General features: G+C 68.0%; 7 protein-coding genes. 4 read left to right on the top strand and 3 right to left on the bottom strand.

Annotated elements, in window-relative coordinates:
* Positions 1-242: 242 nt before the first annotated feature.
* The 3 genes from lpdA to aceE all read right to left on the bottom strand — a co-directional run bounded on the left by lpdA (position 243) and on the right by aceE (position 6,540).
* Positions 243-2,054 (bottom strand): dihydrolipoyl dehydrogenase, encoded by a 1,812-nt coding sequence (lpdA, locus tag QRD43_RS09145; RefSeq protein ID WP_285982175.1) that lies wholly within the window; start codon positions 2,052-2,054, stop codon positions 243-245.
* A gap of 80 nt (positions 2,055-2,134) precedes the next feature.
* Positions 2,135-3,787 (bottom strand): dihydrolipoyllysine-residue acetyltransferase, encoded by a 1,653-nt coding sequence (aceF, locus tag QRD43_RS09140; protein WP_285982174.1) that lies wholly within the window; start codon positions 3,785-3,787, stop codon positions 2,135-2,137.
* Between the two features lie 41 nt (positions 3,788-3,828).
* Positions 3,829-6,540, bottom strand: a complete 2,712-nt coding sequence (gene aceE, locus QRD43_RS09135) for a pyruvate dehydrogenase (acetyl-transferring), homodimeric type (RefSeq protein ID WP_285982173.1) — start codon at positions 6,538-6,540, stop codon at positions 3,829-3,831.
* A gap of 244 nt (positions 6,541-6,784) precedes the next feature.
* On the opposite strand from aceE, the gene QRD43_RS09130 reads away from it, so the two are divergent.
* The 4 genes from QRD43_RS09130 (at position 6,785) to QRD43_RS09115 (ending at position 13,040) form a co-directional block, all read left to right on the top strand.
* Positions 6,785-9,337: a PAS domain S-box protein gene (locus QRD43_RS09130; RefSeq protein WP_285982172.1), complete on the top strand. Its 2,553-nt coding sequence runs from the start codon at positions 6,785-6,787 to the stop codon at positions 9,335-9,337.
* Positions 9,334-9,963 carry a response regulator transcription factor gene (locus QRD43_RS09125; RefSeq protein ID WP_285982171.1) on the top strand — a complete coding sequence of 210 codons (630 nt, stop codon included), beginning with the start codon at positions 9,334-9,336 and terminating at the stop codon, positions 9,961-9,963. Before QRD43_RS09130 ends, QRD43_RS09125 begins: the two co-directional genes overlap by 4 nt.
* Before the next feature lie 70 nt (positions 9,964-10,033).
* A complete protein-coding gene (gene folD / locus QRD43_RS09120; protein ID WP_285982170.1) occupies positions 10,034-10,894 on the top strand; it encodes a bifunctional methylenetetrahydrofolate dehydrogenase/methenyltetrahydrofolate cyclohydrolase FolD in 861 nt (286 codons plus the stop codon).
* A gap of 100 nt (positions 10,895-10,994) precedes the next feature.
* Entirely contained in the window at positions 10,995-13,040 is a 2,046-nt protein-coding gene (locus QRD43_RS09115) for a M3 family metallopeptidase (RefSeq protein ID WP_285982169.1), read from the top strand.
* Positions 13,041-13,142: the final 102 nt, after the last annotated feature.

The raw sequence follows: 13,142 nt of genomic DNA, 5'->3' as shown, positions 1-13,142 counted from the left end.
CCGCGCAGGCGCATGGGGACCTGGCGAGCCGGCGGGGCCCACCGTCCCCGGGCCCCTGAGCGGGTCGTCACCCCACCACCGTCGCCAGCGAGGCCCCCCGGCGGAGCGGGTTCATCGAGGGAATGCACGGTCGGCGCTAGCCATGCCCGCCTGCGATCCGGGCGAACATCGCCCGCACCAGAAGCACAAAGGCCCGGACCGCAGGAGCGGTCCGGGCCTTCTCAGGCGATCAGCGCAGCGGCTTACTTGCGCGCCGGCGGCACGTCCGTGCAGCTGCCATGCGCCACCTCGGCGGCCATGCCGATGCTCTCGCCGAGCGTCGGGTGCGGGTGGATGGTCTTGCCGATGTCCACGGCGTCGGCGCCCATCTCGATGGCCAGGGCGATCTCGCCGATCATGTCGCCGGCATGCGTGCCGACGATGCCGCCGCCGACGATGCGGTGCGTCTCCTCATCGAACAGCAGCTTGGTGAAGCCCTCGTCGCGGCCGTTGGCGATGGCGCGGCCCGAGGCGGCCCACGGGAACAAGCCCTTCTTGACCTTGACACCCTGTGCCTTGGCCTGCTCCTCGGTGAGGCCCACCCAGGCCACTTCCGGATCGGTGTAGGCCACGCTGGGGATCACGCGGGCGTCGAACTGGCTCTTCCTGAGCTTGTCGTCGTTCAGCAGCTCGCCGGCGATGACCTCGGCCGCCACATGCGCCTCATGCACCGCCTTGTGCGCCAGCATGGGCTGGCCGACGATGTCGCCGATGGCAAAGATGTTGGGCACATTGGTGCGCATCTGCACATCGACGTTGATGAAGCCGCGGTCCGTCACGGCCACACCGGCCTTGTCGGCGGCGATCTTCCTGCCGTTGGGCGTGCGGCCCACGGCCTGCAGGACGAAGTCGTAGACGCCTTCGCTCTTCGTGCCGTCCAGGCCCTCGAACTGCACCTTGATGCCCTCCGGCGTGGCCTCGGCCCCGACCGTCTTGGTCTTCAACATGATCTTGTCGAAGCGGGGCTTGTTCATCTTCTCCCAGACCTTGACCAGGTCGCGATCCGCGCCCTGCATCAGGCCGTCCATCATCTCGACCACGTCCAGGCGGGCGCCCAGCGTCGAGTAGACGGTGCCCATCTCCAGGCCGATGATGCCGCCGCCGATGATCAGCATCTTCTTGGGCGTGCCCTGGAGCTGCAGCGCGCCGGTGGAGTCGACGATGCGATCGTCCTGCGGCAGGAAAGGCAGGCGCACGGCCGCGGAGCCGGCGGCGATGATGGCCTTCTTGAAGCGCACCACCTGGCTCGTGCCCGTCTTGTCCTGGGCCGTGCCGGTGGTCTCTTCCACGCTCAGGTGGTAGGGGTCGATGAAGCTGCCGTAGCCGCGCACGACGGTGACCTTGCGCATCTTGGCCATCTGCGAGAGGCCGCCGGTCAGTTTGCCGATGACCTTTTCCTTGTGGCCGCGCAGCTTGTCGATGTTGACGGTGGGCGCGCCGAAATCGACGCCCAGGTCGGCCATGTGGCTGACCTCGTCCATCACCGCCGCCACGTGCAGCAGGGCCTTGGACGGGATGCAGCCCACGTTGAGGCAGACGCCGCCCAGCGTGGCATAGCGCTCGACCAGCACGACCTTCAGGCCGAGGTCGGCGGCGCGGAAGGCGGCCGAGTAGCCGCCCGGGCCACCGCCCAGCACCAGCACGTCGGCCTCGAGGTCGGCGGCACCGCTGTAGCTGCCCGCGGGCAGCGGCGCCGCGGGTGCTGCGGCAACAGGGGCCGGCGCCGGCGCCGGGGCCACCGCAGGCTCGGCCGCAGCCGGCGCCGGCGCGGCAGCGCCTTCGCTGTCCAGCATCAGGATCACCGTGCCCTGGTTGACCTTGTCACCCAGGCTCACCTTCAGTTCCTTGACCACGCCGGCGTGCGTCGAGGGGATCTCCATCGAGGCCTTGTCGCTCTCGACGGTCAGCAGGCTCTGGTCCACCTTCACCGTGTCGCCGGCCTTGACCAGCAGCTCGATGATGGCCACGTCCTTGAAGTCGCCGATGTCCGGGACCTTCACTTCTTGCAATGCCATGTCTGTCTCCTGGGGCGGCAGGCCGCGCGCTCATGACGCGCAGGCCCGGCCCGGTGGGGGTTCTTTGCGGTGGGGCGAGCTTACAGCGCGATGCGGCGGAAGTCGGCCAGCAGAGAGGCGAAATAGACGTTGAAGCGCGCCGCAGCGGCCCCGTCGATCACGCGGTGGTCCCAGCTCAGCGACAGCGGCAGCATCAGGCGCGGCTGGAAGGCCTTGCCGTCCCACTTGGGCTCGATCTGGCTCTTGCACACGCCCATGATGGCCACCTCGGGCGCATTGATGATGGGCGTGAAGTAGCGCCCGCCGATGCCGCCCAGGGACGAGATCGTGAAGCAGCCGCCGCTCATGTCCGCCGGGCCCAGCTTGCCGTCGCGGGCCTTCTTGGCCAGCTCGGCCATCTCCAGGCTGATCTGGACGATGCCCTTCTTGTCGGCGTCCTTGATGACCGGCACCACGAGGCCGTTGGGCGTGTCCGCCGCGAAGCCGATGTGGAAGTACTGCTTCATCACGAGCGTGTCGCCATCCAGGCTGGCGTTGAACTCGGGGAACTTCTTGAGCGCGGCCACGGCGGCCTTGATCATGAAGGCCAGCATGGTGACCTTCACGCCGCTCTTCTCGTTCTCCTTGTTCAGGAGCACGCGGAAGGCCTCGAGGTCGGTGATGTCGGCATCGTCGTGGTTGGTGACGTGCGGGATCACCACCCAGTTGCGGTGCAGGTTGGCACCCGAGATCTTCTTGATGCGGCCCATCTCCTTGCGCTCGATGGGGCCGAACTTGGCAAAGTCCACCTGCGGCCAGGCCAGCAGGCCGGGGAAGGCGCCACCACCGCTGGCAGCACCGCCCGCGGGCGCGGCGGCCTTCTGGGCCGCGGTCTGGGTCTGCCCGGTCATCACGGCCTTGACGAAGCCCTGCACATCGGACTCCAGCACGCGGCCCTTGGGACCGCTGCCCTTGACCTCGTCCAGCGGCACGCCCAGCTCGCGGGCCAGCTTGCGGATGGTGGGCGAGGCGTGCGGCAGGCGGCCCTTGTTGGCGGTCGGGTCATGCGCGGGCAGCGCGGCGCTGGCGCTCGCCGCGACGGGCGCGGCAGCCGGCGCAGCCGCAGGGGCGGCAACGGGCGCAACCGCCGGCGCACTGGCCGCCGGCGCTGCCGCCCCGGCGGCGGTCTGCACCACGGCCAGCAGCGTGCCCTTGGCGACCTTGTCACCCAGCTTGACCTTCAGCGCCTTGATGACGCCGGCATGCGAGGACGGGATCTCCATCGAGGCCTTGTCGCTCTCGACGGTGATCAGGCTCTGCTCGACGCGGATCGTGTCGCCTTCCTTCACGAAGACCTCGATCACGCTGACTTCGTCGAAGTCGCCGATGTCCGGCACCACGACGTCCACCAGGCCGCCACCGGCCGCCGGTGCAGCAGGCGCAGCCGCCGCAGGAGCGGCCGCGGCAGGCGCGGGCGCCGCCACCGGTGCGGTCGCAGGCGCAGCCGCCGCAGCGCCCGCCCCTTCCACGATCAGCAGCAGGCTGCCTTCGTTGACCTTGTCGCCCACGGCGACCTTCACTTCCTTGACCACGCCCGCGTGCGTCGAGGGAATCTCCATGGAGGCCTTGTCGCTCTCCACGGTCACCAGGCTCTGGTCGACCGAGATCGTGTCGCCCACCTTCACCAGCAGCTCGATCACTGCCACGTCCTTGAAGTCCCCGATGTCGGGCACCTTCACTTCAAGCATTGCCATGCGGATGTCTCCGTTGAATTCGTTGCGCTATGCGGATGGGATCAGGCGTACAGCGGATTGATCTTGTCGGCCTTGATGCCGTACTTCGCAATCGCCTCGGCGACCTTGGCCAGCGGCAGCTTGCCTTCATCGGCCAGGCTCTTGAGCGCAGCCACGACGATGTAGTGGCGGTTGATCTCGAAGTGCTCGCGCAGCTTGGTGCGGAAGTCCGAGCGGCCGAAGCCGTCGGTGCCCAGCACCTTGTACGAACGGCCGGCCGGCACGTAGGCACGGATCTGCTCGGCGTAGTTCTTCATGTAGTCGGTCGAGGCGATCACCGGGCCGCTGGTCTTGGACAGCTGCTGGGTGACGTAGGCCGCGCGCGGGGCCTCGGTCGGGTGCAGGAGGTTCCAGCGCTCGGCATCCTGGCCGTCGCGGGCCAGCTCGTTGAAGCTGGGGCAGGACCAGATGTGGGCGCCGACGCCCCAGTCCTTCTCGAGCAGCTCCTTCGCGGCCATGGACTCGCGCAGGATGGTGCCCGAGCCCAGCAGGTTGACCTGCAGCGCGCTGCCGGCCTGGGCTTCGTCCAGCAGGTACATGCCCTTGAGGATCTGCGCCTCGGTGCCGGCCTTCAGCCCGGGCATCGGGTAGTTCTCGTTGAGCAGCGTGATGTAGAAGAACACGTTCTCCTGGTTCTCCACCATGCGCTTCAGGCCGTTGTGCATGATCACGGCGACTTCGTGCGCGAAGGTCGGGTCGTAGGAGATGCAGTTCGGGATGGTGCCGGCCAGGATGTGGCTGTGGCCATCCTCGTGCTGCAGGCCTTCACCGTTGAGCGTCGTGCGCCCGGAGGTGCCGCCCAGCAGGAAGCCGCGGGCCTGCATGTCGCCCGCCGCCCAGGCCAGGTCGCCGATGCGCTGGAAGCCGAACATCGAGTAGTAGACGTAGAACGGGATCATCACCCGGTTGTTCGTCGAGTAGCTCGTGGCCGCCGCGATCCAGCTGGCCATGCCGCCGGCCTCGTTGATGCCTTCCTGCAGGATCTGGCCGGCCTTGTCCTCGCGGTAGTACATCACCTGGTCCTTGTCGACCGGGGTGTAGAGCTGGCCCTTGGGGTTGTAGATGCCGATCTGGCGGAACAGGCCTTCCATGCCGAAGGTGCGGGCCTCGTCCACCAGGATGGGCACCACGCGCGGGCCGAGCTCCTTGTCGCGCAGCAGCTGCGTGAGGAAGCGGACGTAGGCCTGGGTCGTGGAGATCTCCCGGCCTTCCGCGGTGGGCTCCAGCACGGCCTTGAAGGTGTCCAGCGGCGGCGTGACGAAGCTCTCGTCGGCCTTCACGCGGCGCTTGGGCAGGTAGCCACCCAGGGCCTGACGGCGCTCGTGCAGGTAGCGCATCTCGGGCGTGTCGTCGGCCGGCTTGTAGTAGGGCAGCTTGGGCAGCTCGCTGTCCGGCACGGGGATGCCGAAGCGGTCGCGGATGTACTTGATGTCGTCGTCCGTCAGCTTCTTGGTCTGGTGGACGGTGTTCTTGCCTTCACCGGCCTTGCCCATGCCATAGCCCTTGACGGTCTTGACCAGCAGCACCGTGGGCTGGCCCGTGCCGTTGTTGTGGGCGGCGTGGAAGGCGGCGTAGACCTTCTCGGGCTGGTGGCCCCCGCGGCGCAGCTCGAAGATCTCCTCGTCGCTCATGTGCTCGACGAGCTTGGCGGTCTCGGGGTACTTGCCGAAGAAGTGCTTGCGGACGTAGGCGCCGTCATTGGCCTTCATGGCCTGGTAGTCGCCGTCCAGCGTCTCCATCATGAGCTGCTTGAGCTTGCCGCTCTTGTCGCGCGCCAGGAGCTCGTCCCAGCCCTTGCCCCAGATCAGCTTGATGACGTTCCAGCCGCTGCCGCGGAACTCGCCTTCCAGTTCCTGGATGATCTTGCCGTTGCCACGCACCGGGCCGTCCAGGCGCTGCAGATTGCAGTTGATGACGAAGACCAGGTTGTCCAGGCCCTCGCGCGCGGCCAGGCCGATGGCGCCCAGGCTTTCCGGCTCGTCCATCTCGCCGTCGCCCATGAAGGCCCAGACCTTGCGGCTGGCGGTGTCGGCGATGCCGCGGGCGTGCAGGTACTTCAGGAAGCGGGCCTGGTAGATGGCCATCAAGGGGCCCAGGCCCATCGAGACCGTCGGGAACTGCCAGAAGTCCGGCATCAGCTTGGGGTGCGGGTAGCTGGACAGGCCCTTGCCATCGACTTCCTGGCGGAAGCTGTCGAGCTGGGCCTCGTTCAGGCGGCCCTCCAGGAAGGCGCGGGCGTAGATGCCGGGCGCGCTGTGGCCCTGGATGTAGAGCAGGTCGCCGCCATGCTTCTCGCTCTCGGCGTGCCAGAAGTGGTTGAAGCCGGCGCCCAGCATGGACGCGAGGGAGGCGAAAGAGCCGATGTGGCCGCCGAGGTCGCCGCCGTCCGCCGGGTTCAGGCGGTTGGCGCGCACGACCATGGCCATGGCGTTCCAGCGCATGTAGGCGCGCAGGCGCTTCTCGATCTCGATGTTGCCGGGGCAGCGGGCTTCCTGGTCGGCCGGGATCGTGTTGATGTACGGCGTGTGGGCCGAGAAGGGCACGTCGATGCCCGACTGCCGGGCGTGGTCGATCAGCGTGTTGAGCAGGAAGTGGGCGCGCTCGCCTCCTTCCTCACCGATGACGGCGGACAGCGCGTCGAGCCATTCCTTGGTCTCGAGGGCGTCGATATCTTGGGCGGCTGCGCCTGGGAGGGACTGGGGCTGCGCGGACATGCTGTCTCCTTGCAAATCTCGGGTGTCGCGATGTGGATGCCAGGCTTGACCGCCGCCAATTGCCGCCACAGACGCAGCAATCCCGGGGCCCGCCGAAGTTCCGGCCGGAGTGTCGCACAGCCTCCCCGATTTTTCCAAATCGTGCGATAGCGTTTCACATTGTGCAATTCCAATCACCGCGAATGGGCGGTCAAAGGGATTGCTCGCTGACGGCCACCGGTGCCGCCGCCCGATAATCCGCGCCATGTCTTCGCGTTTTGATGTCAAGAGCCAGCTTCGTCGCTGGTCTCAGCCCCTGCGTTTGCTGGCCACCACATGGTGGCGCCGCCAGTCCCCTTCCCGCCAGGACCGCTTCGCCACACTCGGCCCCCTGATCTCCGTCCTGCTGTTCCTGGCGGCCATCATCCTGGCCTTCTGGTACCTGCGTAACGAGGAAATAGAGCGCGAGCAGGAGGCCGTCAAGCGCGACACTGAGATCGCCCAGAAACAGATCCAGCTGCGTCTGATCGAGAACCAGGAGCAGCTGGTGCGCATCGCCCGGGAGATCGCCACCCGCGCGACCGACACCCACGAGTTCAACACCCAGGCCAGCACCTGGGCGCGCGACCGGCCCGAGATCACCCACGTGACCTGGCTCAGCAACCGCCGCGAGCGGCGCGCCAGCGTCAGCGCCGCGGGCTACCAGGCGGACAGCCTCATGGCCCTGGACGGCGGCGATCCGTCCATGCCGGCCGGCACCCCCGGCAGCGCCGCCGAGAGCGTCTTCCAGCTCGTCAAGGAGCGCCGCCAGCCGGCCTACTCCCAGGCCTTCAGCGACGCCAACAACACCATGGTCTTCCAGATCCAGGTGCCGCTGATCGACCGCACGGGCTTCTCCGGCGTGCTGATCGCCGAGTACACGGTGGAGGGCCTGCTGCGCTACTACGTGCCGTCCGACGTCGCCGTGCGCCACGCCATCGCCGTGCTGGACTCGCGCGACCTCGTCGTGGCCAGCACCGTCACGCCCATGCCGGGGCAGAAGCTCAAGAAGCCGTCCATCTTCCACGAGGTGCCGCTGGCGCCGGCCTTCAATGGTCTAGTGCTGCGCGGCCAGGGCTACCGCACCTCGGTGGGCCTGATCTCCAACACGCTCTTCTGGATGGTGGTGGCGCTGTCGGTGCTGACCGTCTGGATGCTGCTGGGCACCTGGAAGCACATGCGCCGCCGCATGCAGGCGCAGAACGCGCTCATCAACGAGACCAACTTCCGCCGGGCCATGGAGAACTCCATGCTCACCGGCATGCGCGCCATGGACATGGAGTCGCGCATCTCCTACGTGAACCCCGCCTTCTGCGCGATGACGGGCTTCTCGGAAGGCGAGCTGATCGGCCGCAAGCCGCCCTTCCCCTACTGGCCCCCCGACCGCTACGAGGAGAACGCCCGCCTGCTGCAGCAGGAGATCCAGGGCCGCAGCCCGGCCGGCGGTGCCGAGGTGAAGGTCATGCGCAAGGACGGCACCACCTTCGACGCCCGCATGTACGTCTCGCCCCTGATCGACCCCAAGGGCAAGCAGACGGGCTGGATGACCTCGATGACCAACATCACCGAGGCCAAGCGGGTGCGCGACCAGCTCTCGGCCTCGCATGAGCGCTTCACGACCGTGCTGGAAGGCCTCGATGCGGCGGTGTCGGTGCTGTCCGTGCAGCAGGGCGAGCTGCTCTTCGCCAACCGCAGCTACCGGCTGTGGTTCGGCGCCGACCCCAAGGGCCACGCGATGCTGGCCGGCGGGCAGCTCAGCCGCAGCAAGGAGGACCCGGACCACGACGAGGAGGTCGACGACTACTCCGGCCTGCCCGCGCAGCCGCTGATGGAAGTGGGCGCGGACCCGCGCGAGGTCTACATCGACAGCCTGGAGATGTGGTTCGACGTGCGTGCGCGCTACCTGCAGTGGACGGACGGCCGCCTGGCGCAGATGCTGATCGCGACCGACATCACGGCCCGCCGCCGTGCGGAGGAGCAGGCCGCGCAGCAGGCCGAGAAGGCCCAGGTCACGAGCCGCCTGATGACGATGGGCGAGATGGCCTCGAGCGTGGCGCACGAGCTGAACCAGCCGCTGACCGCCATCACGAACTACTGCAACGGCATGGTCTCGCGCGTGCGCAACGACCAGATCGGCAAGGACGACCTGCTCGCCGCGCTCGAGAAGACGGCCAAGCAGGCGCAGCGGGCCGGGCAGATCATTCACCGCATCCGCAACTTCGTGAAGCGCAGCGAGCCGCAGCGCGCGCCCTCGCAGGCGCATGACATCGTCGAGGATGCCGTCGAGCTGGCCGGCATCGAGCTGCGCCGCCGCAACGTGGCCATCCACACCTATGTGGCGCAGCGCCTGCCGACGCTGATGGTCGATCCCATCCTGATCGAGCAGGTGCTGATGAACCTGCTCAAGAACGCCGCCGAGGCCATCGACAACGCCGGGCTGCCGGTCTCGCGCCGCCACATCGAGCTGCGCGTCGTGCCCAAACACACGCCGGAGCTGGGGGCCAACATCGAGTTTTCCGTGACCGACATGGGTCCGGGCTTGCCCGAGGAAGTCATCGTGCGGATGTACGAGGCCTTCTTCTCCACCAAGGCCGATGGCATGGGCATCGGACTAGGGTTATGCCGGTCTATCGTGGAGTCCCACCAGGGCCGGATCCGCGCTGAGAACTTATACAATGGCTCGGCGATCGTGGGGTGCAGGTTCTCCTTCACCATCCCCGTCGAAATCCCGCGCCACGAGGCGCCGGGCACTGCCTCAAACACTGCCGAAACACCATGAGCCTGATTCCGAAGAAGGGTACCGTCTACGTTGTCGATGACGATGAAGCAGTGCGAGATTCCCTGCAATGGCTGCTGGAGGGCAAGGACTACCGCGTGAAGTGCTTCGATTCCGCCGAGTCCTTCTTGAGCCGCTACGACCCCCGCGAAGTCGCCTGCCTGATCACCGACGTGCGCATGGAAGGCATGAGCGGCCTGGACCTGCAGGACAAGCTGCTGGAGCGCAAGAGCCCGCTGCCCGCCGTGTTCATCACCGGCCACGGTGACGTCCCGATGGCCGTGAACACCATGAAGAAGGGCGCGATGGACTTCATCGAGAAGCCCTTCAAGGAAGAGGAGCTGCTGGCCCTCGTCGAGCGCATGCTGGAGCAGGCCCGCGTCGAGTTCTCGCAGCACCAGGAAGCCGCCAGCCGCGACGCCCTGCTGTCCCGCCTGACGACGCGCGAGGCGCAGGTGCTGGAGCGCATCGTCGCCGGCCGCCTGAACAAGCAGATCGCCGACGACCTGGGCATCAGCATCAAGACGGTGGAGGCGCACCGCGCCAACATCATGGAGAAGCTCAACGCCAACACCGTCGCCGACCTGCTCAAGATCGCCCTCGGTGCCTCTGGCCAGCCCAAGGCCTGACCCCCGTCCCATCTCGGAAAAGCCGCTGACAACCCAGCGGCTTTTTGCATTCTCCGGAGCCTTTTCACCCATGACCGCAACCCTCATCGACGGTGTCGCCCTCTCCAAGCAGCTTCGCACGGAGGTGGCGCAGCGCGCCGCCGCCCTCGCCCCTCAAGGCATCAAGCCCGGCCTCGCCGTGATCCTCGTGGGCGACAACCCCGCCAGCCAGGTCTATGTGCGCAACAAGGTGAAGGCCTGCGAGGACGTCGGCTTCCACTCGGTGCTCGAGAAGTACGACGCCGCCCTGACCGAGGCCGAGCTGCTGGCCCGCGTCGAGGCGCTCAACGCCGACCCGGCCATCCACGGCATCCTCGTGCAGCTGCCCCTGCCCAAGCACATCGACGATCACAAGGTCATCGAGGCCATCTCGCCGCTGAAGGATGTCGACGGTTTCCACGTCGCCTCGGCCGGCGCGCTGATGGTCGGCGAGACCGGTTTCAAGGCCTGCACGCCCTATGGCTGCATGAAGATGCTGGAGAGCATCGGCATGAAGGACCTGCGCGGCAAGCATGCCGTGGTGATCGGCCGCTCCAACATCGTCGGCAAGCCCATGGCCATGATGCTGCTGCAGGCCAATGCCACCGTCACCATCTGCCACAGCGGCACGGCCGACCTCGCCGCCATGACGCGCCAGGCCGATGTGGTCGTGGCGGCCGTGGGCAAGCGCAACGTGCTGACCGCCGACATGATCAAGCCTGGCGCCGTCGTGATCGATGTCGGCATGAACCGCAATGACGAAGGCAAGCTCTGCGGGGACGTCGACTTCGACGGCCTGCTGCCCGTGGCCGGCTACCTGACCCCGGTGCCGGGCGGCGTGGGCCCCATGACCATCACGATGCTGCTGGTCAACACCATGGAATCGGCCGAGCGCGCGGCGGCGGGCCGCTGAGTCCCCGCAGCGTCCAGGGGCGTGCCGGGCTCGCGGGAGCCGGCGCGCCTGCCCGCGTACCATCGACACCACCAGAGGCACCCGCGCCCAGGGAGATCCCTTGAACAACCCGCTGCTCAGTACCGCCCCCCTGCCCGCCTTCGCGAGCATCCGCCCGGAGCACATCCAGCCGGCCATCACCGAACTGCTGGCCGGCGCGCGGCAGGCCCAGGCCGACGCGACGGCACCGACCACCCCGGCGGACTTCGACACCCTGGAGCGCCTCCTGAGCACCGCCACCGAGCGGCTGTCCGTGGCCTGGGGCGCGGTCAGCCACCTCAACGCCGTGGCCAACACGCCCGCGCTGCGCGAGGCCTACAACGCCATGCTGCCCGCGGTGACGGAGTTCTACACGGGCCTGGGCGCCGACGAGACGCTCTTCGCCAAGTACAAGGCCATCCAGCAGACGCAGGGCGCCACGCTGAATGCCGCACGGCAGCAGGCGCTGCGGCACTGGATCCGCGACTTCGTGCTCTCCGGCGCCGACCTGCAGGGCGAGGCCAAGACGCGATTCGCCGCCATCCAGGAACGCGCGGCCGAGCTGGGCCAGGCCTTCAGCGAGCACGTGATGGACGCCACCGACGGCTGGACGCACTACGCGACACCCGAGGAGATGCAGGGCGTGCCCGACGATGTGCGCACCCAGACGGCCCAGGCCGCCGAGGCCGACGGCAAGCCCGGCCTGCACAAGATCACGCTGCACTTCCCCTGCTACCTGCCGGTGATGCAGTACGCCAGCCACCGTCCGCTGCGCGAGCGCGTCTACCGGGCCTACGTCACCCGCGCCAGCGAGCTGGGCGACAAGCCCGAGTGGGACAACAGCGCCCTCATGCAGGAGATGCTGGCGCTGCACCAGGAGGAGGCCCGTCTGCTGGGCTATGCGAACTACGCCGAGGTCTCCCTGGTGCCCAAGATGGCGGAATCGCCCGCCCAGGTGATGACCTTCCTGCGCGAGCTGGCCGCCAAGGCGCGCCCGCATGCCCAGCGCGACCTCGACGCCCTGCGCGCCTTCGCCCGTGAGCAGCTGGCCGCCGAGTTCCCGGACGGCGAGCTCAAGGCCTGGGACCAGGCCTACGTCTCCGAGAAGCTGAAGATGGCCCGCTACGCCTTCAGCGACCAGGAGGTGAAGCAATACCTGACCCTCCCGCGCGTGCTCGAGGGCCTGTTCAGCATCCTGGAACGCGTCTTCGGCGTGCGCCTGGTGGCGGATACGGCCGAGGTCTGGCATGAGTCCGTGCGCTTCTACCGCCTGGAGCGCCAGGGGGCCGTCATCGGGCAGGTCTACCTGGACCTCTACGCCCGCACCGGCAAGCGCCCCGGCGCCTGGATGGACGAGGTGCGCGGCCGCTGGCGCCGCCCCGAGGGCATGCTGCAGCTGCCGGTGGCGCACCTGGTGTGCAACTTCGCATCCCCCGTGGGCGACAAGCCGGCCCTGCTGACCCATGACGACGTCACCACCCTCTTCCACGAGGTTGGCCATGGCCTGCACCATCTGCTGACGCAGGTCGAGGAAGCCGGCGTCTCGGGCATCTCCGGCGTGGAATGGGACGCCGTCGAGCTCCCGAGCCAGTTCATGGAGAACTTCTGCTGGGAATGGGAGGTGCTGCAGCAGCTCTCCCGCCATGTGGACACCGGCGAGCCGCTGCCCCGCAGCCTCTACGACAAGATGGTGGCGGCCAAGAACTACCAGGCGGGCCTGCAGACGCTGCGCCAGATCGAGTTCGCGCTGTTCGACATGCGCCTGCATGCCGAACCCGGCAGCGAGCAGCGCATCCAGCAGGTGCTGGACGAGGTGCGCGCGGAGGTCTCCGTCAACCCGCCGCCCGCCTTCAACCGCTTCCAGCACAGCTTCTCCCACATCTTTGCGGGCGGCTACTCGGCCGGCTACTACAGCTACAAGTGGGCGGAGGTGCTCTCGGCCGATGCCTGGAGCGCCTTCGAGGAAGAAGGCGTGTTCAATCCCGCCGTGGGCCGGCGCTACCTCGAGAACATCCTGGAAGTGGGTGGTTCGCGCGACGCCATGGACAACTTCAAGGCCTTCCGGGGCCGCGAACCCAGCATCGAGGCCCTGCTGCGCCACCAGGGCATGGCGACCGAGGCCGCCTGACGCCCGGGGTCGCGGCCTGACGGCGGCGATGCGCTCAACGGCGGCCAGTGGCGGTCAGTGCGCATGGCCGCACGGCGGCACCCGCGACGCCTCGGCCGAGGG

Source organism: Roseateles subflavus, assembly GCF_030285365.1.
GTDB classification, from domain to species: Bacteria; Pseudomonadota; Gammaproteobacteria; order Burkholderiales; family Burkholderiaceae_C; genus Roseateles_B; species Roseateles_B subflavus.
Note: the sequence above shows the minus strand (reverse complement) of the source record. Positions and strands in the feature narration are given on the sequence as shown.

What these genes read in the sequence shown, in the direction of transcription:
- lpdA (WP_285982175.1), bottom strand. Translation starts at nt 2,054, where the DNA reads ATGGCATTGCAAGAAGTGAAGGTCCCGGACATCGGCGACTTCAAGGAC.
- aceF (WP_285982174.1), bottom strand. Translation starts at nt 3,787, where the DNA reads ATGGCAATGCTTGAAGTGAAGGTGCCCGACATCGGGGACTTCAAGGAC.
- aceE (WP_285982173.1), bottom strand. Translation starts at nt 6,540, where the DNA reads ATGTCCGCGCAGCCCCAGTCCCTCCCAGGCGCAGCCGCCCAAGATATC.
- QRD43_RS09130 (WP_285982172.1), top strand. Translation starts at nt 6,785, where the DNA reads ATGTCTTCGCGTTTTGATGTCAAGAGCCAGCTTCGTCGCTGGTCTCAG.
- QRD43_RS09125 (WP_285982171.1), top strand. Translation starts at nt 9,334, where the DNA reads ATGAGCCTGATTCCGAAGAAGGGTACCGTCTACGTTGTCGATGACGAT.
- folD (WP_285982170.1), top strand. Translation starts at nt 10,034, where the DNA reads ATGACCGCAACCCTCATCGACGGTGTCGCCCTCTCCAAGCAGCTTCGC.